The 25,810-nt window shown below is 62.2% G+C and carries 22 protein-coding genes and 3 pseudogenes; 11 read left to right on the top strand and 14 right to left on the bottom strand.

Going from position 1 to position 25,810, the window contains the following annotated elements; translation table 11 throughout:
* Positions 1-229: 229 nt before the first annotated feature.
* Positions 230-484: pseudogene (locus tag ABRP28_RS20860) on the bottom strand (4-hydroxyphenylacetate 3-hydroxylase C-terminal domain-containing protein); the annotation flags it as partial.
* A 978-nt stretch (positions 485-1,462) separates the two neighbouring features.
* Here ABRP28_RS20860 and ABRP28_RS20855 point away from each other — a divergent pair.
* From ABRP28_RS20855 to ABRP28_RS20845, 3 genes are all read left to right on the top strand, one after another.
* Complete coding sequence (locus tag ABRP28_RS20855) at positions 1,463-1,876, top strand: hypothetical protein (protein WP_350005790.1); 414 nt, start codon at positions 1,463-1,465, stop codon at positions 1,874-1,876.
* Positions 1,877-2,096: 220 nt separating this feature from the next.
* The gene (locus ABRP28_RS20850; protein ID WP_350005791.1) at positions 2,097-2,306 is read left to right on the top strand and encodes a DUF4177 domain-containing protein; all 210 of its coding nucleotides are present in this window, start codon (positions 2,097-2,099) and stop codon (positions 2,304-2,306) included.
* Between the two features lie 27 nt (positions 2,307-2,333).
* Positions 2,334-3,029, top strand: coding sequence for a uracil-DNA glycosylase (locus tag ABRP28_RS20845; RefSeq protein ID WP_350005793.1), 696 nt, complete (start codon positions 2,334-2,336; stop codon positions 3,027-3,029).
* Here ABRP28_RS20845 and ABRP28_RS20840 read toward each other — a convergent pair.
* From ABRP28_RS20840 to ABRP28_RS20815, 6 genes are all read right to left on the bottom strand, one after another.
* Positions 2,976-3,722 carry a hypothetical protein gene (locus ABRP28_RS20840; RefSeq protein ID WP_350005795.1) on the bottom strand — a complete coding sequence of 249 codons (747 nt, stop codon included), beginning with the start codon at positions 3,720-3,722 and terminating at the stop codon, positions 2,976-2,978. The genes ABRP28_RS20845 and ABRP28_RS20840 overlap by 54 nt on opposite strands.
* A gap of 204 nt (positions 3,723-3,926) precedes the next feature.
* Complete coding sequence (locus tag ABRP28_RS20835; RefSeq protein ID WP_350005797.1) at positions 3,927-6,377, bottom strand: AAA family ATPase; 2,451 nt, start codon at positions 6,375-6,377, stop codon at positions 3,927-3,929.
* A complete protein-coding gene (locus ABRP28_RS20830) occupies positions 6,374-6,556 on the bottom strand; it encodes a hypothetical protein (RefSeq protein ID WP_374153007.1) in 183 nt (60 codons plus the stop codon). The genes ABRP28_RS20835 and ABRP28_RS20830 overlap by 4 nt, the downstream gene beginning before the upstream one ends.
* Before the next feature lie 182 nt (positions 6,557-6,738).
* Positions 6,739-7,329, bottom strand: coding sequence for a recombinase family protein (locus ABRP28_RS20825; protein ID WP_374153023.1), 591 nt, complete (start codon positions 7,327-7,329; stop codon positions 6,739-6,741).
* Positions 7,330-7,808: 479 nt separating this feature from the next.
* Positions 7,809-9,512 (bottom strand): dihydroxy-acid dehydratase, encoded by a 1,704-nt coding sequence (gene ilvD / locus ABRP28_RS20820; protein ID WP_374153006.1) that lies wholly within the window; start codon positions 9,510-9,512, stop codon positions 7,809-7,811.
* A gap of 83 nt (positions 9,513-9,595) precedes the next feature.
* Positions 9,596-10,471: a DUF6671 family protein gene (locus ABRP28_RS20815; protein ID WP_350005805.1), complete on the bottom strand. Its 876-nt coding sequence runs from the start codon at positions 10,469-10,471 to the stop codon at positions 9,596-9,598.
* A gap of 275 nt (positions 10,472-10,746) precedes the next feature.
* Between ABRP28_RS20815 and ABRP28_RS20810 the strand changes: the two genes are divergently transcribed.
* Positions 10,747-11,691: a sodium-dependent bicarbonate transport family permease gene (locus ABRP28_RS20810; RefSeq protein WP_350005807.1), complete on the top strand. Its 945-nt coding sequence runs from the start codon at positions 10,747-10,749 to the stop codon at positions 11,689-11,691.
* Positions 11,692-11,696: 5 nt separating this feature from the next.
* Positions 11,697-11,999 carry a P-II family nitrogen regulator gene (locus ABRP28_RS20805; protein ID WP_350005809.1) on the top strand — a complete coding sequence of 101 codons (303 nt, stop codon included), beginning with the start codon at positions 11,697-11,699 and terminating at the stop codon, positions 11,997-11,999.
* 64 nt (positions 12,000-12,063) lie between these two features.
* Here ABRP28_RS20805 and ABRP28_RS20800 read toward each other — a convergent pair whose 3' ends face one another.
* Complete coding sequence (locus ABRP28_RS20800; RefSeq protein WP_350005811.1) at positions 12,064-12,540, bottom strand: universal stress protein; 477 nt, start codon at positions 12,538-12,540, stop codon at positions 12,064-12,066.
* A 422-nt stretch (positions 12,541-12,962) separates the two neighbouring features.
* On the bottom strand, positions 12,963-13,325 hold the full coding sequence (locus ABRP28_RS20795) for an AsnC family transcriptional regulator (protein WP_350005813.1): 363 nt from the start codon (positions 13,323-13,325) through the stop codon (positions 12,963-12,965).
* Positions 13,326-13,427: 102 nt separating this feature from the next.
* On the opposite strand from ABRP28_RS20795, the gene ABRP28_RS20790 reads away from it, so the two are divergent.
* Positions 13,428-14,432, top strand: a complete 1,005-nt coding sequence (locus tag ABRP28_RS20790; protein WP_350005814.1) for a TerC/Alx family metal homeostasis membrane protein — start codon at positions 13,428-13,430, stop codon at positions 14,430-14,432.
* A gap of 264 nt (positions 14,433-14,696) precedes the next feature.
* Positions 14,697-15,311 (top strand): dTMP kinase, encoded by a 615-nt coding sequence (locus ABRP28_RS20785; RefSeq protein ID WP_350005816.1) that lies wholly within the window; start codon positions 14,697-14,699, stop codon positions 15,309-15,311.
* Positions 15,312-15,343: 32 nt separating this feature from the next.
* On the opposite strand, the gene ABRP28_RS20780 is transcribed toward ABRP28_RS20785, so the two are convergent.
* The 4 genes and pseudogenes from ABRP28_RS20780 to ABRP28_RS20765 all read right to left on the bottom strand — a co-directional run bounded on the left by ABRP28_RS20780 (position 15,344) and on the right by ABRP28_RS20765 (position 19,431).
* On the bottom strand, positions 15,344-16,531 hold the full coding sequence (locus ABRP28_RS20780; RefSeq protein ID WP_350005818.1) for a TerC family protein: 1,188 nt from the start codon (positions 16,529-16,531) through the stop codon (positions 15,344-15,346).
* Positions 16,532-16,603: 72 nt separating this feature from the next.
* Positions 16,604-17,109 (bottom strand): annotated as a pseudogene (locus ABRP28_RS20775) (CBS domain-containing protein); the annotation flags it as partial.
* 555 nt (positions 17,110-17,664) lie between these two features.
* Positions 17,665-18,204: a YqhA family protein gene (locus ABRP28_RS20770; RefSeq protein ID WP_350005820.1), complete on the bottom strand. Its 540-nt coding sequence runs from the start codon at positions 18,202-18,204 to the stop codon at positions 17,665-17,667.
* Between the two features lie 271 nt (positions 18,205-18,475).
* Positions 18,476-19,431, bottom strand: a pseudogene (locus ABRP28_RS20765) (calcium/sodium antiporter).
* A 753-nt stretch (positions 19,432-20,184) separates the two neighbouring features.
* Here ABRP28_RS20765 and ABRP28_RS20760 point away from each other — a divergent pair.
* Positions 20,185-22,947 (top strand): HAD-IC family P-type ATPase, encoded by a 2,763-nt coding sequence (locus ABRP28_RS20760; RefSeq protein WP_350005822.1) that lies wholly within the window; start codon positions 20,185-20,187, stop codon positions 22,945-22,947.
* On the opposite strand, the gene ABRP28_RS20755 is transcribed toward ABRP28_RS20760, so the two are convergent.
* On the bottom strand, positions 22,913-23,248 hold the full coding sequence (locus ABRP28_RS20755; RefSeq protein WP_350005824.1) for a winged helix-turn-helix domain-containing protein: 336 nt from the start codon (positions 23,246-23,248) through the stop codon (positions 22,913-22,915). The two genes, ABRP28_RS20760 and ABRP28_RS20755, sit on opposite strands and share 35 nt — an antisense overlap.
* A gap of 294 nt (positions 23,249-23,542) precedes the next feature.
* Between ABRP28_RS20755 and ABRP28_RS20750 the strand changes: the two genes are divergently transcribed.
* From ABRP28_RS20750 to ABRP28_RS20740, 3 genes are all read left to right on the top strand, one after another.
* Positions 23,543-24,106, top strand: coding sequence for a hypothetical protein (locus ABRP28_RS20750; protein WP_350005825.1), 564 nt, complete (start codon positions 23,543-23,545; stop codon positions 24,104-24,106).
* A gap of 415 nt (positions 24,107-24,521) precedes the next feature.
* Positions 24,522-24,983, top strand: coding sequence for a hypothetical protein (locus ABRP28_RS20745; RefSeq protein ID WP_350005827.1), 462 nt, complete (start codon positions 24,522-24,524; stop codon positions 24,981-24,983).
* Positions 24,984-25,573: 590 nt separating this feature from the next.
* On the top strand, positions 25,574-25,783 hold the full coding sequence (locus ABRP28_RS20740) for a hypothetical protein (RefSeq protein ID WP_350005829.1): 210 nt from the start codon (positions 25,574-25,576) through the stop codon (positions 25,781-25,783).
* Positions 25,784-25,810 lie beyond the last annotated feature (27 nt).

Genomic DNA, 25,810 nt, shown 5'->3' with positions numbered 1-25,810 from the left:
GGACTCCTCCGTGATTCCCCAGACGTTGGTGGTTTCTGAACCGGCGTAACCGGTGGGTACCGTGACGATGGGAAGTCCGGTGGTCCCGGCGATCGCTTTTTGCCAGGGCGACGGCGGAAAACCCGCCCACAGCGGGCAAGAGGTCGGTGTGGGCGGATCGCGCTACTGACGAGCCGGTTGCAGGTACGGCACGGAATGCCGTGCCGTACCTGCAACCTTTTCCCGTCGGCTAGTGTCGTTTCAAGAACAGGCTGACGTCGTCGTTGCTGATGAGGTCCGGCACGGTCCAGCCGTCGAGGTCGTACTCGGCCAGGCACTGGTCCGCGAAGCCCTTCATGTAGTCCGTGGTCCCCTGGGCCTGAGCTGCGAAGAGGATCTCGGCTTTCACGTTCTCGTGGTTGCCGGAGTAGTTCCGTTCGTAGAGTTCGTGGCGGCCGCCGAATTCGGTGCCGATGGAGTCCCAGAGGAGTTTCATGAGCTTGACCCCAGGTTTTCGGCGCCGGGTTTGGCAATGACTTCGTGTCCGCACTCGAGGCGCACCCACCCGTGCATTTGCTCACCCATACAGATAAGACAGGCACGTGAGCCACCGCCCTGTCGGCGCCAACCTGATGTGGCTCCACACTGAACCACTGCTGACTCAATAAATTTGTGTCCCCGACCGCAGATCCAACGCACCTTCACCGGCGATGAGGCTGGGATGTCATTTGGGCCAAATAGATTATCGTCGTCCCACATGTCCAGAACTTCCTCATGCTTGGCTGCGACCGTGGTTTCGGGTTTGGGTACCCGTCGAGCAAGCCCCAACCCTGTCCGCTCTTCCGGCGTAAGCGCCCGCCAATCCTCAAGTGCTTTCACAACGCCCCCTTCTGAAGTTCCTCGCACAGTCCTGTTTAAGGAGCGTAAATGAGGGGGCAGACAAAATACGGATCCCTTTAGTCTGGATCAGCCCGCTGCTCGAATAATCGATCTCCCAGCCGCCAGATGTGCTGCCCTGCTCGCAGGGCCCTGCGGGCGCCTTTTTATGCTGCTGTGTTTTTTACGATGTTTCGGCGACGAATATGTTTTCATGGACGGATTCAAAGCCCTCATCAAGGAGTGGGGCGAAGTTATCCGCCCTCAACGACGCCCAGTGTCAGCCTCTCCCCAAAAATACGAATAGCTACCGGAGGGACGGCGTTCGATGGCGTTGGCACTGCATATGATCAGAGCTCAACTGATGAATAACCGAAAGTGCAGTAAGCCTATGAACGTTGTGAAAAATTCGATGCTGCTTCTCTTAGTGCTTCCTGCTTTGGCGCTCTCCGCCTGCGGAAGTCCCAACTCCGGCCAGGCTCAGACGGAGTCGAGCTCATCCGGTCCGGCAGCCACGTCCACGCCAACGCCCACGCCATCTGCTACCCCTACAAAGAGCCTGAGCGCCCGGGGCAACCTAATCTCAGCCTTCGGGAAAAATCAATCAATGAGCCTCGCGGCAACCAACGAGACCTTGTTGTCATTCACCGTCAAGGACGTGGTTCCCATCACGTGCGACTACCCGAGTGACTTGTCGCCTTCCAATGGCCAGGTGATGGCTGTCCTGGTGGATATGGAAACGACCCCGGCCCTCGGAGAAGTTAACAATCTCAGCCAAGGCATATCAATCAATGCCCTGTCCTTCAAGTTCATCAAGGCGGAGGGAACCACGACAGGGACTCTCTCTACCAACATGATCTATAACTGCCTGACCGACCGGTCGCAGTTTTTGCCCGATCGCATCGGACCCGCGGAGAAGGTCAGCGGCCTGGTCCTGGTGGATGTTCCTTCGCCTCTTGCGGGGACACTGATCTTCGAGCCGATTCAGGGTGGAGACGCGTTCGAATACGCCATTAAGTGACCGGCAGCAGCATCTGCAGCAAAGTTCCCGGGCCTGGATACGCTGTCCAGCGCGTTCCATGCGAGCTGGCGTGAAATTGCGGCTCTCTCGCTCCCCCTCCGGCGCCTGCCGCGTGTTTGAACAAAGGATCCTTGGTGAGAAAAGCAGGAAACCAGCTGCAGCTGTTTTGGGGCGGAGTAGCATTGCTCCCAATTGGCAAGCAAGGGAAGGAAGTCGTGTCATGCAGTACGTCGTCCTGCAAGTAATCCTCAAAGAAAAACTGTGGGGAACCGGTTCTGGCAACCTGACCTCCCTAGAGAAGGCCATCAACGATCAGGCTGCAAAGGGCTATCGGCTGCACACCATAACCACCGCCAGCAGCGGGAGCAAGGGAATGATCGGCGGCGGTGACCGCATCCAGGCAACTCTGGTATTCGAGAGCATTGGATGATCGCATATCGCGAAACGAGCTGGCAGCGTGAAAGACAGATCCACCGTCATATGGAACAAGCATGCCTACAACGCAGGTACCTTGCTTAGCCGGCATCACCTCCCCCACGTCCTTCAGCACCGGCAGGAGACAAGATACGAAGGCGTTGTTGGCCCACTCAACAGGTGGGTCGACCACATCCGGGTTTCCACACAAGAAAGCGTCCCTTATTTTGATCCGCGGGCGGCGGCGGAGGGAGCCGATGTGCTGGTTCTATTGCAGGACCCGTCCGGGGAAGCGCAACTGGGTTCGGGATTCATCAGCCGGGACAACAATGACCCAACGGCACATAACTCCACACTCGCCGCTGAAGCCGGCGGCCTCCCCTATTCCAGGTCGCTGCACTGGAACGTCGTCCCTTGGTGGGTCGCAAACCCGTCCTTTGCACCACGGAGTTTGGCTGCTGAAGCGCGCAGGGCTGCTCCACTGCTGGCGGAGTTGATGGACTTGTTGGAGACCCGCCCGAAGGTGGTTCTCCTTCTCGGCAAGCAAGCACAGGAGGCCTGGTCCCAGCTGCTGCTCGGGGCTTCTCCTGAGCTCAAGGGGCTCCCGATTATTGAGGCGCCGCACCCGAGTCCGCTCGCTTATAACAAGACCGATGCGCGCACAGGCAAACCCAACAGAGCACTGCTACAGGAAGCCTTCGCTCAGGCGACAGCGGTATCCCAAACGAACGCTGTGTGAGGACGGGGCTAAATCCCCACCGCGGTCAGTTCCCCTAAAGATCAGCTGCTCTACCTGCTCGGGTTCAATGCTGAGATCTTGTGCCCATTCGGTCATACAAGCCGTGTACTTGCGGTAGCTGCCGGCGCTGTACCAGGTAAGCCACAGGGGCCCGATCTCTTTGCAGTGGTTCCTGAACCATCCCGCGACGATGCTGTCCATGATTGGGGTGGTTACTACCAGGTCTGAAGCCTTAGTAGCGAAGCTGATGTACTTTGTCGCGAAGGCGGGTGCCCACTGAGCGAAGAACCTTTGATCGGCTCGTCGTTTGTCTACGACATACTCAAACGCAGCAGCCCCACCATCGGCCATCGCGATCCGGGCGAGGGTATGTAACTCGACGGCGAAATCCTTTCCGTTCTCCAGGTCCGTGTTCAAGCGGATGACTCGCTCCGCCCGGTACGGTCCAAAGCCGGCCTTGGCGTAACCCCAGAGGTAGCTGGCGACGTAGGCGTCGAGAGCCGAATCGGGGTCATCGACTTGCTTGAACGCCTCCAGAACGCCAGCACGGTCAATGGGATTTGGAAGTGATTCCAAGATGCTCTTGTCGCCGAGGTACCTTTGCCAGTTCCGCTTCTCCCACTCGAAGGCCTCCTGCGGTGGACGGCCCTTCCCGTCCCAGTTCTGGAATCTTCTTCGCAGATCATCGGGCACAGCCGGCATGCTCTATCTCCCCCAGGTAGATGGTTCACCTACTTTCGCATATGGAACCCCGGGTCAGTGGATGCGAGAGTGGTGGTTCGTCCGCTCAGGAAAGCAGAGAGGCTCAGTACCTGTGGCCTGCACGGCTTTCTCGGTCGCCGTTCCACTTCCTTGGAACCGAGACACCTTTGACGGCGACGATTCTGGACTACGAACCTACTTTTTCTTCCGCAGATTTAGGTTATAGGCCTGGCATGCGCAGCGAAGCGAGTCCTCATCGCCTGCTCTGCCGCTTACCGAAACCCACGACCCACAGTTCGAATTTTCGCACCGGAACAGAGCCAAGAAGGCGCGTGCGGAATCCAGCACCGGCCGAAAATCTGGGACCGAGCCATTCGCCCAGTCGTTGTTGTGGACGAGCTTGTTGACGAGCCATGACTCGGCATCATGCTCTGGGAGCGCGTGGTTTCTGCGCTCTTTCTGCGCCTCAACCAATTCCATCTGCTGCTGGTTCTGCCACGACTGTGCCGCATCCGCCGCCATCCTGAGGAGCTTGCCGTGTCTGGCCTTAATCGAATCCAGGAAGACGGAGAGGTCATATGAAGCATCACTCCGATACGTCACCCCACCTCCGATGCTCTCCACAATGTCAGCAGCACTCGATTCCAAGGTCCGGCGCAACTTATGAGCCGCGCCGGCAACGTCCTCACGTTCCAGATCGGCTTCGATCGCATTCCATGCATCCCCATCGCTGTGTGTGGGACCCGCGTCGACAGTCCAGCTGGAGAAGCGCGCCATTCCTTTGCTGGTGACAAGTCCCGCAGACCTCATTTGCCTCGCCCAAACTTCATCGTGGGTGGTGATCACGAACTGGACTTTCGGGAACTCATTCTTCAGTAGCTCCGCGAATCGGCGTCGATGGCTTGCATCCACGGACATCACCACATCGTCAAGCACTGCGTAACGGAAATCGTCTCCGAGGAGTTGCTTCACGAGCGCGAGATACAGGCATATTCCCATGCCGTCTTGGTGCCCCTCGCTGTGGTAGGCAATGGGCGGGAACATTCCGAGCTTGTAAAAATCAACGCTCAGGTCCAGGCTTCCTGAACTCGGCACGAGTTCCGCCCGGAAAGCACCCTCATCATCGGAATTAACGAACTGGTAGAACCGACTAAAGTCGCTTTCGACGGTCTGGTACAGCGTCGAGAGCGCCTCGTCGGCGGAAGCGCAGAAGGCCTCATACGCCCCCTCAGCTGCTTCCTTTACGATTTTCGCCTGGACTGCTGGAGCGCGAGACGTTCGAACGCGCGCCCATCGGTCCTTGGTGATGTCAAGAAATGAACGCGCAGCGTCGGATGCCGACTCGTCAGGTACTTCGTTGAGTGTTGTCGCAAGTGCCTTCAGCCCGACGGAAACCGCTTGGGGCGCAGCATGCGCATCCGCTGAATGAGCCGGATCTTCACCTGTGACCGATTCGAAAGAGCTAAGCCCTCCCTCTACGAGAGCGAGCCCGTCGGCCCACGCCTTAATTTCATGAGGCAGTTGTTCTCTGCCGTAAACGCGCGCGGCTGCAAGAACTTGCTCTGCCCGATCCCGCAGCGCACGGATCGCCTCCCGGTATTTCTTGGCGGACTCCATGATGTCTGTGCGAGCCTGCTGTGCAGTCTCGGTTGCTGCAATACGCTCGCGCAGGTGCGCTTCAAGTGCTGCTTGAGATTCCCAGGCGACTTCGCACAGCGGACAGGCAGCTGCTTCGACCGCGACGAGTCCCACATCGAGCAACGCTCGATGACGGATTGCATCAATAGTTGTCGGATTCTGCCTGAATAGTTCGAGCTTGTCATCAAGGCCCCCAAAGGCCGTTCTGACCGAACTGTCATCATCTATGGCTCGTTGAAGCGCACTGACATCCTCGCGTGCGACTTCGACATTGAAAGAGGCAGTAGCCTGACGACTGGCTGCTCCACTAAGAACGTCAGTCTCAAGAGAAAACTCGGTAAGCTCCGTCAGCCCTAGCGTTGAACGTCGGGCGTTAATTTCACGGAGCACCTCGCTGGGAAAGAGGGAAGTAAGACTGAGATGCTGCTGGAAACTCTGCTCTGCAAGCTTTCGCTCACCTTCTGCTTGCTTAGCTTCGGTGGCCGCCTTGGAAGATGCAGTCTTGAGCGCGCGGCGCAGCACCTCGATCTTGTCCAGTTTCAGCAGAGCCTGAACCTCAGCGGCACGATCACCAGGCTTCGCAACGATAAATCTTATGAGCTCCTTCCGCGAGAGCGTAAGCTCGGGATGCCCCATCGCCTCGTTCAGCGCTTTACGCACTGCAGGAGTATCTGGATTCAGCGTGAAGTTGCCGGCGTCCTTGACGCTTCGTGTAAGCACAGCGGACTCACCGGAAGCGAGATCTCTGACTGTCAGCATGACCTTTGCCGCGCCTGGGTCATCCCTGCGGTGAACGTGTGGCGCGTGCCGCGCAATGGTGACGCCTGCAGTCCCCTCGCCGGAGAGCCGCCCAATGCCCCCTGTGAGTGCGAACTCGATTGCATCCACCACGCCGCTCTTACCCGATCCGTTCGGACCATACACAACAAAGTTCTTGGACTTGAGTTCCAAATCAATTGCTCGGATGCCACGGAATTCTTCGATGCGGATCTGCTCGATCTGAATCATACGGGCTGCTCACCGGCCTTACTCCTGATCGCGCCCAGCAGCGCCTGCGGGCTGGGCGCACTCGCACCGCCTGCAAGTGACACGAGCTCATCTACTAGTTCGTTGGGAACAACGCTGGCCTCTTCGAGCCGTCGGCGAAAGCCCTTGAGGATTTCGTCTTCTAAGGGAGTAACCATCATCAATTCCTTCTTGTGCTGAAGTCAGTAGCCGGTCCCCGTCTCAGCGGGCCGAGCGTCTCAACTGTAGTGTCCCGCCACGACATCCACGCGGTGCTCGAGTCCCGGAAACAAGTCCCGGTCAAATACGACAGCGGACTTGTCCGTGATGAGCGTCCCAGACGCTATTCCAAAACTAGGCGGCGCTACGCAGCTACAGTTGCGACTTCTGAGACGTCTTTCCGGCTAAGGGCCCGAGTCAGTGATGAGACGCTGACACTGAGTATCTGGGCCGTCTCCTTCAAAGTTTTTCCCTGGCTGCGCAGCTGCCGGGCAGCTTCTGTTTTTGATGGCGTCATAGTTCGAGGCCGGCCACCAAGCCGCCCGCGTGCTTTCGCTGCCGCCAGGCCGGCCTTCGTCCGTTCAGACAGCCGGGACCGTTCGTACTCAGCAAGGGATGCGAACATGTCAAAGATCAGCTTGCCGTGTGCACTGGTGGTATCCAGCCATGGTTCTGCCAGGGAACGGAATCCTATCCCCCGCTGTCCCAGCACCGTCACAATGTCAGCCAGGTCCGCGGTACTGCGGCCCAGCCTGGTCAGGTCAGCAACCGTGAGAACATTGCCTGGCTGGAGGTAGTCCAGGCATTCCCTCCACCGCGTCCTCGCTTGGGTGGCGCCGGACGCGTACTCCTGAAACACTCGCACAGCCCCAGCAGTTACGAGCGCATCCACTTGGGAATCAAGAGACTGCCTCCGGGTGCTCACCCTCGCATAACCAATTACGTTGCCAGACACGTCAAAAAGCCTCCACTTTAGGTTTTGACCAGGTTTCATTTCGAGAACCAGTTTTGACTAACGATATGAGCACTTTTGTCAGTTTCAGATGTCATTTTCCGAAGTGGTCTGCACGGAATTTCAGAAGTCCTCTGCACTCGTCCCCAGTTGGGGTTTCCGTACGCGCAATCCGGAGGCTGAGCGAGAACTTTTCCGGCTGGGGCAAATGTCGCACGTGGATCCTTCGCCGACAGAGGCAGTGCCCGCCCCGCGCGGCGGCAGGTTCGCTGTCCGTTGGAAGGCCCGACCTACTGGAAGGGTGTCCAGAGCATCACGGGACCTGGGGATGCAAGGTGCTGGTGGGTCGTAGTGCGATGAGTGGAACGGAAAGTTCCGAGCTGTGTTTTCGGTCGTCTTGAATGATTCTGTAGTAGCCGACGAGTCCTCGGCTGATTCTCAGCGAAGTCACCGTCCGTGGACTGCAAATGGGTGCCTGTGATTTACCCGCAGTATGCGCCGGTGGAGGCGCTGTGCACCAGCTTGGCGTACTTTGCGAGCACGCCCTTGGTGAACTTGGCCGGCAGGGGCTCCCAGCCATCCTTCCTGGCATCCAGCTCTGCCTCGTCGACCAGCAGGTCGAAGCTGCGTGCTGCGATGTCGACGCGGATCCGGTCCCCGTCCTTGACAAAGGCAATGGGTCCGCCGTCGACCGCTTCCGGTGCAACGTGGCCAATGCAGAGACCGGTGGTGCCGCCGGAGAAGCGGCCGTCGGTCAGGAGCAGGACATCCTTGCCCAATCCGGCACCCTTGATGGCGCCGGTGATGGCGAGCATTTCGCGCATGCCCGGGCCACCCTTCGGGCCTTCGTAGCGGATCACCACCACGTCGCCCTTGTGGATGGCGCCGTTGTCCAGCGCATCCAGTGCACCCTGTTCGCGCTCGAACACCCGGGCAGTTCCCTCGAAGACGTCGGCGTCGAAGCCTGCGCTCTTGACCACGGCACCTTCGGGCGCCATGGAGCCGTGCAGGATGGTGATGCCGCCGGTCTTGTGGATCGGGTTGTCCAGCGCACGGAGGATCTTGCCGTCCAGGTCCGGCGGGTTGATGGCCGCCAGGTTCTCGGCAACGGTCTTGCCCGTCACGGTGAGGCAGTCACCGTGCAGCAGCCCGGCGTCGAGCAGCGCCCGCATGATGACCGGAACACCGCCGATCCTGTCGACGTCGGTCATGACGTAGCGGCCGAACGGCTTCAGGTCCCCCAGGTGCGGGATCCTGTCGCCGATCCGGTTGAAGTCATCGAGCGTCAGCTCAACCTCAGCCTCGCGGGCGATCGCCAGCAGGTGCAGAACCGCGTTGGTGGAGCCGCCGAATGCCATGGTGACGGCAATGGCGTTCTCGAACGCCTTCTTGGTCATGATGTCGCGGGCCGTGATGCCCAGGCGGAGCAGGTTCACCACGGCTTCGCCGGACTTGCGGGCAAACACATCACGACGGCGGTCCGCCGAGGGCGGCGCTGCCGAGCCGGGCAGGGACATGCCCAGCGCCTCGCCGATGCAGGCCATGGTGTTTGCGGTGTACATGCCGCCGCAGGCACCTTCGCCCGGGCAGATCGCCCGTTCGATGCGGGTCAGGTCCTCCATGCTCATCTTGCCGGCGGCGCAGGCGCCCACGGCTTCGAAGGCGTCGATCAGGGTGACTTCCTTTTCGGAGCCGTCCTCCAGCTTGACCCAGCCCGGCATGATGGAGCCGGCGTAGAGGAAGACCGCGGCGAGGTCCAGCCGGGCGGCGGCCATCAGCATGCCCGGCAGGGACTTGTCGCAGCCGGCGAGCAGGACGGAGCCGTCGATGCGCTCGGCCTGCATGACGGTTTCGACGGAGTCGGCGATGACTTCGCGGGACACCAGGGAGAAGTGCATGCCCTCGTGGCCCATGGAGATCCCGTCCGAAACGGAGATGGTGCCGAACTGCATCGGAAAGCCGCCGCCGGCGTGGACGCCTTCCTTGGCGCCCTGGGCCAGCCGGTTCAGGGAAAGGTTGCAGGGAGTGATTTCATTCCAGGAGCTCGCCACGCCGATCTGGGGCTTGGCGAAGTCATCGTCGCCCATGCCGACCGCCCGGAACATGCCGCGCGCGGGGGCGGCATGGATTCCATCGGTGACGACCCGGCTGCGGGGCTTGATGTCCACTAAATGTGATGGTTGCATATCTTTGCTCCGGTGTTGATTTCAAGCTGCGTATCGCCCTGAACGCGGTGGGCAATGGGACGCGTCGAGGTTTTTGGGCAGGGTCAAGGGTTGCAATATTCGCAAAATCGCGGGTCGGCGCGTGGTGGGTCAGTTAAGTCGCGAGTGTAGCGGTGCGCGCAGGTGAGGCATCCATGAATCTCAGCGCGGGTCTCGCTCGTTGGCTCGCCGCAGCCGGTGCACGGGAGTCCTGCCACTCGCTCCACTTTCCAGAATCCCGGGGTGCCGCAGGCCGGACATCTGGAGCGAAGTTTCTGTGCAAGGTCTTCGGCCGCGAGACGGATAGTTTCCATGCGCGTCGGATTGGCGTTGGCGCGCATGTCTGTCTCGAGAAAAACCTTGCCGTTGGCCGATCGGGCCAACGCTCTCGAAAAGGCGCGCTCCAGCTCGGGCCAGGCGGCGATTCCCTTACGGATGCGGGGGTCGTGCTCGCCGTCCGGGCGAACGACCAGGTGGTGTCCGGGGAACGCCGATTCACGGGCGAACGTTTGGGCCTCCGCCCAGTCCGCGGTCAGCAGGTGGAAGTAATTCGTCTTGCCTTCGGCTGTTCCAACGACCTCCAGTTCACGCTCACTATCGATCCAGATCATGAGTTCGATGTTCCAGGGGAACATCCCCATGTACGGATCCGGGCCAAACGAACCCTCGTTGGCGATACCCAGCGGCAATCCTGACAATTCCATGCCTACCCGCGCCTTCCTGCGCGCAGCCTCGAGCTGTGTGCCGGCGCGGGGAATGTCACGGGTGAAAGTACCGAGCAGATCCGTGTCGTAGCCCGTGACATGTTCGAGCCGGCAGCCGAGCGCACGCTCGAGCACCGGGATGATCACCCGCTCCTTGCCATGCTGGGTAAGCAGAGAAATCCGTTCACCGGAATAGACGGAAAGCCGGGTTGAATTGCCGGAATCAAAACTGGTCATAACTGACCTTTCACTCTGAGCGCGAACTGCCGGAACTGTCGCAGCACACCCGAAAGGTACGCATGATTAGTTAGAAAAGAACCGACGGCCGCCTCTCAGACGCAGATGCTACGTTCTACAATACCTGAAATTTTGATCGTGAATCAAATAGCGTGTGTTAATGGGATCCTGGGATGCTGGTGCCTCGGGTGGATTGCAGTCCCTGAACTTGGGGGGCGGGCCATTGCCTGCACCCCGACTTCGTAAAAGCCGGAAACGAACAAGAGAGCAACCACATGATCGATCCCATCATCCTTTTCTTCCTGCTGGGCGCCACCGCTGGTCTGCTGCGTTCGGAGTTGCGTCTACCGGCTGCGATCTACGAGTTTGTCAGTATCGTGCTGTTGCTGGCCATCGGGCTTAAGGGCGGTATCGAACTGGCCAGACAGCCTTTCGGCAGCCTGCTGCCGCAAATGCTGGCCGTCGTGGCGTTGGGATTCTTCCTCGCACTGGCCGCCTTTCCCGTGCTGCGCTACCTGGGCCGATTCAAACGCGCGGATGCCGCTTCCATCGCCGCCCACTACGGCTCGGTGAGCGTAGGCACCTATGCCGTGGCCGTCGCGTATCTTGGCAGCCGCCAGGTCGCGTTCGAAGAGCACATGCCCCTGCTTCTGGTGTTGCTGGAAGTGCCGGCCATTATTGTGGGAATTGTCCTGGCCCGGGGTCTCTCTCGAGAGACGCGGTGGAGGTCGGTCGCCCACGAGGTTTTCCTCGGGAAAAGCATTGTGCTGCTCCTGGGCGGGCTGCTCATCGGCTGGGCGGCGGGGCCGGACGGATTATCTTCGATCGAGCCGTTGTTCTTCGATCTCTTCAAGGGATTCCTGGCTCTTTTTCTACTGGAGATGGGGCTGATCACCGCGACACAGATAGGAAGCCTGCGCCGGCACGGGCCATTCCTGATGGCCTTTGGAATTGGTATGCCGCTCTTTTCGGCCCTGGTGGGGACCGGACTGGGCTGGGTGCTGGGCCTCTCCATCGGCGGCACGGTCGTTCTTGCGACACTGGCGGCGAGTGCGTCATACATCGCGGTCCCGGCGGCCATGCGCATTTCCGTGCCCGAGGCCAACCCCACCCTGTCGCTGGCCGCCGCGCTGGGGATCACGTTCCCGTTCAATGTCCTGCTGGGTATCCCGATTTACCACGCCCTCGCGGTGTGGGCACATACTTTCGCGAAAGGATGAGACTGATGCGAAACCATAAACGCAAGCTGTTGACCGTCGTCACTGAAGCCGTACTTGAGGGCACTCTCGTTCGGGACATGGACCGGCTCAACGCCCATGGATACACCATCACCGACGCTCGCGGCAAAGGCCACCGCGGCGTCCGCAGTGCCGGCTGGGAAGCGAACAGCAACATCCGCGTCGAGGTGGTGTGCGACGAAGCGACGGCCGGAGCGATTGCCGCCTACCTCCAGGAGCATTACTACCAGGACTACGCCATGATCCTGTTCGTGAGTGACGTAGACGTTTTGCGGCCGGAGAAATTCTAGGCCTGCCCAGATCGGGCCGCCAGCACCGGGCAAAGGAGCCAACGGTGGCCGGAGTTCCGTGGCTTCAGCTCCGACGGCGCACGACCATGACCGGGCAGGCAGCGTGCCGGACGCAGTGGTCACTGACGGAGCCGAGCAGCATCCCGGCGAGACCGCCGCGTCCGCGCGATCCGACCACCAGCATGCGGGCGTCCCGTGAGACGTCTATCAGGCTCTTGGCCGCGCCGGAGTGAACGGCCCTGGAGCTGACGGAGAGTTTGGGGTATCTGTCGACCCTCGTGTGCACATCCCGCATGAGCTCCCCTTGCACGGCAGCGGCGTATTCGTCAAAGGACGGCACGTATCCGAACTCCCAGCCGGGTGGCTGCGGGGCAGTAGCGATGGACCAGGCCCGCACGATGACGACGGGGACCTGCAGCTGGTCTGCGAGTCCAAGTGCCGTGTCCAGGGCGTAGTCTGCGCAGTCGGATCCGTCATGTCCGACCACGATGCTGTCAGCCGGTGCCGGTATCAGTCCGTCGCCCAAGTTTTCCTGGCTCACGGGTGGTTCTCCTTGCTGTGGGAGGCCGGAACCGCGGTTGCCGGCCAGTGGATGGCACCGCGGTCGCGGGCCAGACGCTCTATTGCGGAGGCCATACGGCGGGTCCGCCCGGACTCAGAGCCACCGCCCCGGTAGGTCATCAAGTCAGTTTCGAATGTGACCCCGGCGGTATCCAGCACCTGATGCCCGAGACGCTCCAACCGGGACATCTCCTGATTCCTGCGCTGTAACGAAGCGGACCAGGGCGGCGCCAGTCGTGAAGCCCCGCGATGGTACCGGGAAACACCGGCGGGGTGTCGCGGTCTGAAACGTGCCTCTCGATTGTTCAAGAGCGAGCTCCTTCCAAACCGCCACCGCCAAACCACGGCCGGCCACCCCACCGCCCCGTGCGGTAGCGTATTATCTATACCAACGAACCTAGATTAGCGAACTCTAGTTCGGATGTCTAGGGTGCGCGGGGTGGGCTCAGGGACGAGGACCGCGAGGAGTTCATCCAGTTCGTGACCGGCATCGACGGGATGGCGGAAGGGACGGCCCGTGGCGACGGTGTAGCTGTTGCGCCGCCCGGTCCTCGTCCTGGTGATATAGCAGGCCTCAACAAGGTCAGCTGTGATCTTCTGAGCTGCCCGCTCCGTCACACCCACCAGGGCGGGGACGTCGCGCAACCGGATCTGCGGGTCACGGGCGATAGTAAGAAGGACGTGGGCGTGGTTGGTGAGGAACGTCCAACGCGTTTCGCCGGCAGGCACGGCGGGTGTCCCTGAGTCAAAATCCTTGGTTGCCATTTCAAGGAAAATAGTCGATCGGACCCGCAGACGCCCGGTCGGCGGCTGGGAGCGCAGGGAAAGCAATCAGTCTCTATCAGTTGATGACAAGAAAGGCTACCAATGCTCGAAGTCAGTGCACTCCGCTGGATGCTCACCATCGGACTTATTCTCGGACTGCTCGCCCTGGATCTTGGACTGGCCGCTGCCCGGCCTCACGTTGTCAAGTTCCGCGAGGCCGCAATCTCATCGATTCTGTACATTGCCGTGGCCATTGTCTTCGGACTGGTCTTCGCGATGCAGGTGGGCTGGGACTACGGCGCGGAATACTTCGCCGGCTACATCGTCGAAAAAAGCCTCTCCATCGATAACCTCTTCGTCTTCGTGATCATCATGTCGACCTTCGCCGTTCCTGAGAAGTACCAGCAGAAGGTCCTGATCTTCGGAATCGCGCTGGCTCTGGTCATGCGGGCGATCTTCATCGCCCTGGGTGCAGCACTGCTCCAGCTGTTTTCCTTCATGTTCCTAATCTTTGGCCTGATCCTGATTGTGACCGCTGTGCAGCTTTACCGGCACCGCAACGCCGACCCGGACGTGCAGGACAACGTGCTGGTCCGGGTGGCCCGCCGGACATTGACCGTCACCAAGGACTACGAGGGCGGCCGGCTGTTCACCCGCATCGCCGGCCGCCGCGCGGTAACGCCGCTGTTCATAGTGCTGCTGGCAATCGGGAGCACCGACCTATTATTCGCACTCGACTCCATCCCGGCCATTTTCGGCATCACCGCCGAGCCGTACATCGTCTTCACCGCCAATGCCTTCGCCCTGCTCGGTTTGCGGGCCTTGTACTTCCTTGTGAAGGGCCTCCTGGATCGGCTGGTCTACCTCTCCACTGGACTGGCGCTCATCCTCGCCTTCATCGGCGTGAAACTGGTCCTGCACTGGGGCCACGGCCTCGATGGCCGGGTACCGGAAATCAGCACCAACACCAGCCTCATCGTCATCGCAGTAATTCTGACAGTGACCACAACCGCCAGCCTGATCAAGGTCCGCAGGGACCCCACCGCACGCGCCCACGCGGGTTCTCTCACAGCGGAGAAACCGTCCAATCCAGGGCCGACCGGCTGACCGGACATGGCCTTCCAGAACCAGCTTCAGCTCCCCAGGGCCCAGGGCCTGTGGTGGCCGGCGAATCCGGCAGGCTGCAGAACTACAGGCAGCGGCTGATGTCTCGGTGGCGCTGGAATGGGCAGTCGTCGTGCTCGTGGTGGCGCTGCTCATCATCGGCTACCTCGCGATCCGGCGCCTCGAGCTGCCGTCCGCTACAAAGCCGTGATCGCATACGTTGGGGGTGGGTAGCGGCCCAAGACCCGCCCGCCCAAAGGAGACTGCTTGCTGATCGTGATCACCGGAATTGACGGTTCAGGAAAGACCACGGCGGCACGGGCCCTGGTGGATGCCGCCCGCCGCACGGGGAAGGGCGCCCTGTTTCTCGGCAACTATGCGGGTCGCCGACAGATGTCCCTCATCAGTGCCGGACTTCGCGTTCACCTGCCACCGCGGCTGGCGGACTTTCTGGAAACGGCAGTCCGGACGTTCAACGTCCTGAATTCACACCGCCGCGCCAGACAATTTCCAGGCCTGGTGGTCATGGACCGGGACTTACATTGCCAGCTCGCGCTGCGCCAGATGCACGGACTTCCCCGGGGACGCCTGCTTCCTTTCCTCATCCGCGCGCTCCCCCAGCCCGACCTCGTCATCTACCTCGACATTGACCCCCACGAGGCCCACGCGCGGGTCCTGGCTCGGGGCACCGACTCCGAGCGGCTCGAAGACCTTCAGTCCTTGGACGAGGCCTACCACTCACTCCCGGAATTCCCCCGGTTTGCCGTCATTCCCTCTGACGGGCAGCCATCCGAAGTGCTGGCCCGGCTGCAAGCCGCCATCACCCATGCCTGCGGAAGGCCGGCCGGGGAGCACTTCCCCGACGGCCCCGTCCCCGCCTGAGTAGCCAGGACGAGGACCAGCGGGAGTGCCAATCAACGCGCCAGGTATTCTTCGTGCTGCCGGTGCGCTTCCGCCACCAGCGCCCGGATCTTGTCAATGTCCTTGGCCTTGTTGCGGTACTTCGGATCCATGGTGAGAATCTGGGACTCTTCATCGGTCAGCATCCGGTACATCCGTTCGCGTTCGGACGAGTCAGCGGTGTATTCCAGGTCGAGGTAGTTGACGGCGTGCCGGCGCGCATTGTTGATGGAGGTCTGGGCTTTGCCGGCCTTGCTCAGCAGCGACGCGACGACGGTCAGGACGAGCACCCCAACGATGACGGTCAGGGAGGTGGCCGTGCTGATCTCGATCACGGGAACGGGCTGGCCGTCGTTGATGAACGGCAGGTTGTTCTCATGCAGGGCGTGGAGCACCAGTTTGACGCCGATGAAGGCAAGGATGAACGCCAGGCCGTAAGCGAGGTAGATGAGGCGGTCCAGGAGTCCGTCGATCAGGAAGTAAAGCTGGCGCAGGCCCATCAGGGAAAACGCCGTGGCGGTGAAAACGATGTAGACGTTCTGGGTCAGCCCGAAGATCGCCGGGATGGAGTCCAGGGCAAAGAGGATATCGGTTCCACCGATCGCCACCATGACCAGCAGCATCGGCGTCAGCGCCCTCTTGCCATCCTGGATGGTGAAGAGCTTGTCCCCGTCGTAGTGCTCCGTGGTGTGGAAGAGCTTCCGGGCGATCCGGATCATAAAATTGTCGGCCTGGTCCTCGCCGTGGGCGTCCGGCCGGAGCAGGTTGCCGGCGGTGAGCAGCAGAATCAGACCGAAGATGTAGAACACCCACGCGAAGGAATTGATGAGCGCGGCGCCCAGCAGGATGAAGCCGGTGCGGGCAATCAGCGAGAAGACGATGCCGAAGAGCAGCACCTTCTGCTGGTCTTCACGGGGCACCCTGAAACTCGCAATGATAATCAGGAAGACAAAGAGGTTGTCGACCGAGAGGGCCTTCTCCGTGATGTAGCCGGCGAAGTACTCCGACCCCATCTCGGTGCCGCCGAAAACCCACACCAGGACGCCGAAGACGACGGCCAGGCCCACGTAGAGGGCCGACCAGGCGGCGGCCTCCTTGAGCGTGGGCACATGGGCCTTGCGGATGTGGAAGAAGTAGTCGAAGGCCAGCAAGGCCAGGATCACGGCAATGGTGATGGCCCAAATAAGGGGGGAAACGGTCATGGTGCTCAACTTCCGTGAAGGGTCCGGCCGCTGCGGCCGGTTCGGTTCGGTACTTCAGATGGTCTCGCGAGTTTATGCGCTGGTGGCATCCTGCACCTCGCCCACAAGTTCCTCAATAATGTCCTCGAGGAACAGCACACCCGTTGTTGTGCCATGGGCGTCGAAGACCCGGGCGACGTGGCACCCGTCCGGCGCATCGTGGCCAGGGCGTCCTCGAGATCGCTGCCGCTGAACGCCGGCGCGAGGCGCCGGATCCGCTTGGCCGGTACTGGGTCGCTGAACTTCTCCGGCGTCGTCAGGTCCATAACGTCCTTGAGGTGCAGGTAACCGGAGGGGTTCCCGTCCTCGTCCGTGGGGATGTACCGGGAGAATCCGTGGCTGGCGACGGCCCGCCGAATGTCCGCCGGCGTCGCCGAAGAGGGCAGCAGCACCATCTCAGCGATCGGCACTTCCACGTCGGCGACGGTCTTGGCCGTGAACTCGAAGGCCGCCGTCAGGGTCCCGCTGGTGTCCGTCAGGGTCCCGCTGGTGTCCGTCAGCACCCCGTCCCGGGTGGACTGCTCCACAATGTTCGCCACTGCGCCGGTGAACGGGGCAAGCTGTTGCTCGACCACTGCACGGATGCGCTGCGCCTCACGGGTTCGTCCGGACTGCTGATGCATTTCATAGACGGCGAAGGCGGTGTTGATCAGCTGCACCATGCGTCCCACAAGTCCGGCGATAATGACCAGTTACGGCTGTAACTTTTACGACGCCGCTGTCATTCTCCTCTAAGTCGTCTGCACGAAATGTCCAGAGTCGTCTGCACGGCCACCACATGTCCGCGAGGGGATCCTGTCTTGGGACGACCCTGTGACCGGAGCTCGACCTCACGATCGGCCTAGTCAGCTGCTCCACGGTTGAGGGTATGAGGAGGGCGGCACGGTCTTGCGCCGGCGCTGACCGGGCCCGGCTCGTCAACCCACGCGGCTGCCATTGTCTTGTCGTGTCCGGATGAGGCGACCGGTGAACTTGCCCGACGAGGTGCCTTATCTGCGCCATCGCAGGTGCCTCGAGTCCGAGGTGTGGGTCTCGTGCATCCGGTAGCCGGGCCATGGATGGAATGCCTGGCAGATTCAATCCTGCAGCACGCGTCAATGCGAACGGCGGGAGGTCGCGAAGACGAGAAGCAGGCCGCCGACGAGTGCGGTCGAGATGCCTAGGGCCAGGATCTCCTCGGGTGAGGGCTTGGAAATGAGGCGCTCCAAATATCGGACGGCCAGGACCAGGACCAGGGTGCCCGCGATCCGCCCCTTCAGGTGATCAAAAGAGGTGGTGGTCAGCGACGGCGGAAGATCGAGGTCGTGCACGAACAGCTCCCAGACCCCAAAGCCGACGATGAGCAGCACGGTCGCGATCAAGATGGAATCGATGCTCTCGAACAGTTTCACCAGGGCCGGATCGGAGGACAGGCCTTCTACGGCCAGGATGTGGACGAACGTCACTGCCTTGCCCAGGGCCCAAAGGTAGGTTACGGCCGAAAGGAACAGTGCAGTGGCTGCCCCGATGACGGCGGCGTACCGGATGTGTTCGATAGCCAGGCGTCGGCGGCGGCGGGGTGTCGGGTCGTTTTCCGGTTGCGGGACTGAACTGTCCGTTCGGGGCTGCATCGGGTCCTCTCGTCTGAACCTCATGGCTGCATTACTTGCGCGGACTGCGGCCTCCTGCCTGTTGCAGTAATCCGATCCTAACGGCCGCGGGCGGAACCCGCTCATCTCTTCGACAAAGGCGTCATCGTCCGCTTGGAGGCGCGGATTCAACGCAAGTGTCCTTGATTCCTTGTTCCCAGATCAAGAGTGGCGATCTTGCGCGGTGCGGTCCATGTTTGCGGAGGCTCTTCGGAGCAGGTCTGGGCCGGAAAGCACCACGGGCGCCCGGGAACTACCCCGACATTGTCACTCCGGGTCAGGTGCGGGTCATTAGGAGCCAGACGAGATACCCGAGGTACAGGACGACGAAGAGCCCGCCTTCAAAACGGTGGACCCTCCGCCCGCTGAGGAATACGGGGATGCACAGCAGCACCGCCGCGGTCATCAGGGGCAGGTCCACCTGGACGAGCTGCTCGGAGACGGTGATTCCGCCCGGGGCGGTCAGCGTGGTCACCCCGAGGATGAACGCAATGTTGTAGACACTGGAGCCGATAAGGTTTCCGACCGCCACGTCACGTTCGTTTCGCACGGTGCGATGAGAGTCGTTACCAGCTCAGGGGCAGAAGTGCCGATGGAGACGATAGTCAGTCCGATCAGGGCGTCGGATACACCCAGCTGCTGGGCGAGTTCCACGGATCCGCCCACCAGCCCGTGTGCTCCCAGTACCACCACGGCGATCCCGGCCACGAGCAGAACAGTATCCACGAGCCTGCCTTTCGGGGAGGGCCGGGGCGGCGCGGCGTATTCGGCTTCATACTCCGCGCGTACGGACGCCGACTCCCGCCGGCTAACACGCAGGATCACAGCCGTGTAGATCAGTGCGATGGCCACCAGCAGCACGCCGTCGGTCCGGGAGAGCGTCCGATCCAGCGTCATCAGCAGCACACTGATGGCTGCCAGTGCCATCATGGGTAAGTCGAAGCGGAGGATCTGACCGTGCAGTGTCAAGGGGCGCAGCAGAGCGCTGAGCCCCAGGATGAGGAGCAGGTTGACGAGATTGGTGCCGGCGATGTTGCCGACCGCGAGATCCCCGGCGCCGACCCACACTGCGTCGACGCCGACGGCCAGCTCCGGGGTGCTGGTGCCGATGGAGACCACGGTCAGCCCGATGACGAGGGGAGACACACCCAGCCGGGCTGCCAATCGAGTGCCTGCGCGGAGCACGAGCTCGGCTCCGGCGATCAAGGCGGCCAGCCCAACCACGATCAGCATCCAGCTCCCCATGAGACCCTGAACCTCCCAAATCCGATGGATTCCGACAAATCGTCGCAACACCCGCTCATCTCAGAAGCTCCAATGGACCCCCAGGGTCCCAGAAGCGCCGCGCCGTTGCTGGTGACTTGACGTCCTTGCGCAGTCTGCTTGCCCCTATCCTCGAGCAACATCAAGAAACTCGCACGGCAGGCAAGAGCTACGGGTGAATTCCCCGCACAACGAGCGGGGCAATGACCCACCACCCGAGCACAGTAACTTTGGCGGGATAACGATCTCAGAGACACATGCGAACCTTGTTTCGCGAGTTATTCTGCTTTAGTCTGGCTGTATCAGTTTAGCCCCGCCAACGGCAGTGGCAAGAGAAGAGGAGTTCCTGTGTCGAACCTGATCCCGTGGTTTGCTCTGGCCCTGTGGTCCGTCGCCATCGCCTTACGGTTGCATCCGCGAACCCGCTGCTGGGCCCCGCGCGGCATCGTGGGCAGCGCGGGGACGAGGACCTGTCCATACCATCCGTCCCCTGACGGGCCGGTACCTCGATGACCGGCCACGAGTGGCCGCATGAGTACCTCATGCGGCTTATTGTCCACCGTCTCTTCCCCCTCAAGGCTGGCCTGGCCCCGGTGTTGACTCGGCCGGCAAACGAGACGATGCTCAAGATGAACACGAGTACACCCCCCATCACCCTCGCCGACCGCATACGACACCAGACACCAGACACCAGACACCAGACACCACGAGGAATGATCAGTAATGGCGATCAAGGACGACCAGTCATCCAGCTTCCTTCCGGCGATTGGCGCGAAGGAAGCGCCTCTGCGGGATCCGCACCTTCAGATCGCGACCGTCGTGGCGGAGTCGCTGGGCGTCGATTCCGCGCAAGGACTCGGTGAGGCAGAGGTTGCCCGACGCCGGGAACTGATCGGTGAGAACCGTTTGGCCGAGCGGCCGCGGCGGCCAGGTTGGCTGCGATTCCTCGATCAGTTTCGTAGCATACTGATCCTCATCCTGCTCGGTGCCGCGGTTCTCGCCGGCGTCGTCGGGGACCTCAAGGACACGATCGTCATCCTGATCGTGCTCCTGATCAACGCCTTGATCGGCTTCGTTCAGGAGAACAGGGCGGAGCGCAGCCTCGAGGCGCTGCGCGACATGCTGGTGCCCACCGCACGGGTCCGCCGGGACGGGTCGGTGCGGGTGGTCGGAGCGGTCGAGCTTGTGCCGGGTGATCTGGTCCTGCTCGAGGCGGGAGACCGGGTGCCGGCCGACGGACGGTTCCTGGTGGCGGAGTCAGTCGAGATCGACGAGTCCGCACTGACCGGGGAGTCTCAGCCGGTGGCCAAGGACACCTTGCCGGTGGGCGCCGCTCCCGGTGAGAAAGTGCCGCTGGGCGACCGCACCGGCATGGGCTACATGAACACCGCGCTCACCCGCGGCCGGGCCGAACTCGTGGTCACCGCCACTGGCGCGCAGACCGAGGTCGGCGCGATCGCGGAACTGCTTGCGAGCGGCGAGGAGCCCAAGAGCCCGCTGCAGGTGCAGTTGGATTCATTGGGCAAGCGGATCGCCCTGATCGGCGGGATCGCCATCGCCATCTACGTGACAATCGCCCTCGTGCGTGGCGAGCCTTTGGGCGAGCTGGCGCTCACGGCGGTGGCCCTCGCCGTGGCCACGGTGCCCGAAGGTTTGCCGGCCGTCCTGGCCCTCACCCTCGCCCTCGGCGTCGGTCGAATGGCCCGGCGGGGAGCTATCGTCAAGCGGCTCGCGTCGGTGGAGACCCTGGGCTCGGCTACGGTCATCTGCAGCGACAAGACCGGAACGCTGACGCTGAACCAGATGACGGCCCGTGCGCTGGTCTTCGCAGGCCAGCGCATGCGCATCGACGGCGAGGGGTATTCCCCGACAGGGTCGATCATTGCCGAGACCGCCGGGCAGCGGACCGGGGATCCGGGGCGTCTGCTGGAACCGTTTGTTCTGTGCAGCGACGCTGTGCTGGCTGCCCCGGGGGCGGGTGGCCGGGCTGGCATCGTCGGCGACCCCACCGAAGGCGCGCTGGTCGTTGCGGCCGTGAAGGCCGGGATCGACGCCCCGACGCTGCGTGCGGCGCACCCGCGGGTGGCCGAGTTGCCCTTCGATAGCGCCCGCAAGTTCATGGTGACCGCACACGAGGAGGACGGACGCATCCGCGTCTACCTCAAGGGCGCTCCCGACGTACTCCTCGCGCGCAGCACGGCGTTACTCACCGCCGAGGGAGTTCGTGACCTCGACGCCGCCGGCCGGGACCAGATGGCAAGCGAGGTCACAGCCCTCGCGTCGAGTGGTCTGCGGGTGCTGGCCGCCGCGACGACGTTGATGGACGACCTGCCCGCGGCCGGTGATTCGTCGAACGCTGACGCGTTTGAGCACCGGCTGACCGGCCTGACGCTGCTCGGCCTGGTCGGCATCGCTGACCCGCCCCGCCCGCAGGCCAAGGACGCCATCGCACTCGCCCACCGGGCCGGGGTCTCGGTCAAGATGATCACCGGCGACCACCGGGACACCGCGGCCGCCATCGCCCGGGAGCTCGGCATCCGCGGCGAAGTCGTCACCGGCACCGAGCTGGATCGGATGACCCCGGAAGAGCTGTCGGAACGCGTGGAGAGCATCGGGGTATTCGCCCGGGTCGCCCCGGAACACAAAGTCGCCATCGTCGGGGCGTTGACGGCCATGGGGCACGTGACGGCAATGACCGGCGATGGCGTCAACGACGCGGCAGCCCTGCGCGCGGCGCATATGGGTGTGGCGATGGGGCTCACCGGCACCGAGGTGACCAAGGAAGCCGGCGACATGATTCTCACCGACGACGACTTCGCCACCATCGTCGCCTCGGTCCACGAGGGCCGATCGATCTATGACAACGTGGTGAAGTTCGTCCGCTTCCAACTGTCGACCAACATCGGCGCCATCCTGTCCTTCCTCGGCGCGACCGTGGCCGGGCTCCCGGCACCGCTTACCGCGATCCAGGTGTTGTGGGTCAACATCATCATGGACGGCCCCCCGGCGATGGCCCTGGGCGTTGACCCCGCCCGACCAGGGCTGATGGACGAACCGCCGCGCAGGGCCGATGATCGGATCCTGGACCGGACCCGGCTGCTACGGATGTTGCGGGCCGGCGCAGTCATGGCGATCGGTACCCTGTCGGTGCTCACCCTGGCCGAGGGGGCCTACGGCGCCGCCGTGGCGTCCACCATGGCATTCACCACGTTCGTCCTCTTCCAGTTCTTCAACGCGCTCAACGCTCGGTCCGAGCGGCAGACGGTGTTCACGCGGCATCTGTTCACCAACCGCTGGTTGTGGATCTCCTTCGCCGCGGTCCTGGTCCTACAGGTCCTCGCCGTGCAACTGGCCCCGCTCCAGGGCATCTTCGACACCACGTCGCTCTCCGCCACCCAGTGGCTGACCTGCCTTGCGGTGGCGTCCTGCGTCCTCGTGGTCGAGGAAATGATCAAGCTCGCACGTCGGGCGGTGAGGAAGCGCTGAGACGATCGCTGACCGGGGGTGCTGCTGCGGCGAGGGCCAGGAAATCCCCCACCCGCACGTGTTCCTCCAGCGGGTGCCGAAAGCGGTTCTGCTGCACCACGGTGTACCGGTTCCGACGACCCACCCGCTCGCGGACGACATACCCGGCTTCCTCCAGGTCGCGAACGATCATTTGGACGGCACGTTCGGTGATGCCGACTTTGGCGGCCACATCCCGCATCCGCGACTGAGAATCACCCGCCAACGCGACGAGCACGTGCCCGTGGTTGGATAGGAAAGTCCAGTTGGAAGGAGGCTGCATGCGAACCATGATACGTGTTTTGAGTTACGTAGATCCATTGGCGTTGCCGCCCAGGGACATCTCGGCCCGGGGCGGTCCCGCGCGCTGCCCCTGCTCAGCAGTGGTACTCGGTCTGAAGGCGATGTATTTCCTGTTGGCCGAGCTGGTGGACCGCCTCGCCCCTCCACACCGGCCAATTCAGCAGCCCCCTTCCGTGGCCCGGTGCTCAGGACCCGGTCCCTTGAGGGAACGGCGGCCGCTCACCCACACCACGGACAAAGCACCCCTTGGAAGCAAAACCGAAAGGGAACGATGATGGACAAACCCGCCCGCCCAACGCCCCGCCCCATTGCCGCGGTTATCACCGATGGTCCTGAGGCGACGGCAGTGGCACGCCGTGCCGCGGCCCTCGCCTGCGCGCAACGACGGCCGACCGTTCTGCTGGTGCCCCTCGCGCAACCGGCCTTCACCACCGACGCCGCCATCGCAGCCCGCCTCCACCGGGAAGCGCTACGGGAGGCCGAAACCGTCGCCGCACGGGCGCACCCCGCCCTGGACGCCACCGGCGCGTTGTTCCATTTGCAGTTGGTGCGATACCGCGCTTGCCCCTTCCGCCGCGCACCTCAGTCCCAAGCCATAGCCCTGGCCTTGGCCCGCGCCGCCCGCCGGGCAGGGGCGGCCGTGATCATCACCCCATCGTCGTTGCCGGTGCCCTCCCTGAAGCACGGGGCCGAGGTCCTGTTCGTCGTAGCCGATGCGGCGCCCAGGAGCCATGAAAGTGCGCCGTCCGGACCGCTCGGAGATCGCCTCAGCGACCCTGCGCGCGGCGGGGAGCCGCCCAGGAACCCGCCACCCAATCCCGCCCCGCCTTCTGCCTAGCCACAACCATGGGCAATCGCCCGGCGGCCCCCGATTTTCGTCCGTCTCTTGGCGATCCTGATCCTGATCCTGATCCTGATCCTCTGGGACGGTATCCACCACTACCCAACCAATTCTGACAGGCACTCTCGATGAGCCTCCTAGTGATCTACCGTTTGAAGCCAGCGGCAAGGAGCTTGGGACCTAAACCAAGATCGGAGTCCTTAATGGGGCACGGACAGGAAATAGCGAAAAATGACTGTCGGCGTAGATGGCTCGGAGGCTTCCCACGAAGCCCTGCGACAGGCCCATTACCTTGCAGAGCCTCGATGGTCGCAACCTCAAGTGCCAGTCACACGCATTCATCCCTACCCGACCCTCAGGATCAAGCTCAAAACCTGCTCTGATCGGGACCACGCAAGTAGGAGCCCTTCAAATGCAACCTTGGACAAAAGGCAAGCCTGCGGCGACGACCGGCTGTTTCATACTGCTCGGTCTAACGCTGTGCGGGTGCTCGTTCACCAATCCAATCGCCACCCAGATGAGCGACTCACTCACCGACGGCGCACACGCATCAAGCGGCAACGTCCGACTACTGAACATCCTGATAGTCGGCGACTCCGCCCAGAAGCCTGGCCGCGTCTTGGGAACTATCATCAACGACACTGACCAGGACCTTATGCTCGACATCAACGTCGCAGGACAGCTCAGCAGCATCCTAGTCCTCGGTGAGAACTCGGTTCGTCTCGAGAGAGGTGAGCCGCTTCTCTTCGAGCGGGCCGGTGCTGACCCAGGGTCAATGGTGCCAATGACCGTCACATACGCGGACGAGTCCTTGACCGTGCTGGTGCCGGTCCTCGATGACTCACTGCCCTACTACGCCCCCTACATGCCCTGACACTTACTACCTCGGCTGCAACCCGTTGGTACTACCCTCACAGAGGGTGCTGCAAGAGATCCACAGTAAAACCCATCGTCATGATCGCTCCGCTTCCTCGGGCACGTTAACAAGGGGCGTCGATCTAGGCCGTCTCAAAGTTCGGGCATCTGAGTAGTGCGCCCGTCACTGAATCTTTTTGGATAGACGCCTGAACCCGCACACGATCATCCTGCACACTGGTCCCATGCAGTGGGGATAAAGCAGGGTGTGAAAGACATCAAGGGCCGTCAGCAGAATCACTCCAGTGCCTGCGGTGATACCCGCCAAATCAAGGATTTCCATGCCAGCGTACGGCCGGCACCTCACCGCTCATCATGATTCTCGTATTCGATATCCGGTCTACGGCATTCAGTGTTTCATGCTTGAGTATCTTGGCGGGTTCCAGCCGCAGCTGCATGATTGACTTTGGTTAGTAGTTTTCGCTGTCTCTGGTGTGTGAACAACCAGAACGGGGCATTTTGCGTGTGCAATACAGGAGGCGCTGACCGAACAGATGAGCATTTTGCCCCCGGCGTGTTGTTCCATTTGCAGTTGGTAAGATACCGCGAATGCCCCTCCCGCCGCGCACCACCCCTTCGGCGTTCCCGGTGCCCTCCCTGAAGCACGGGGCCGAGGTCCTGTTCGTCGTAGCCGATGCGGCGCCCAGGAGCCATGAAAGTGCGCCGTCCGGCCCGCTCGGAGATCGCCTCAGCGACCCCGGGCACGGCGGGGAGCTGCCCAGGAACCCGCCACCCGATCCCGCCCCGCCTTCTGCCTAGCCACAACCATGGGCCATTCGCCGCCCA

Origin of the sequence: Pseudarthrobacter sp. WHRI 8279 (assembly GCF_040224115.2) — a bacterium.
Lineage (GTDB): Bacteria > Actinomycetota > Actinomycetes > Actinomycetales > Micrococcaceae > Arthrobacter.
The sequence above is the reverse complement of the archived record's forward strand: the minus strand, read 5'-3'. Positions and strand labels throughout refer to the sequence as shown.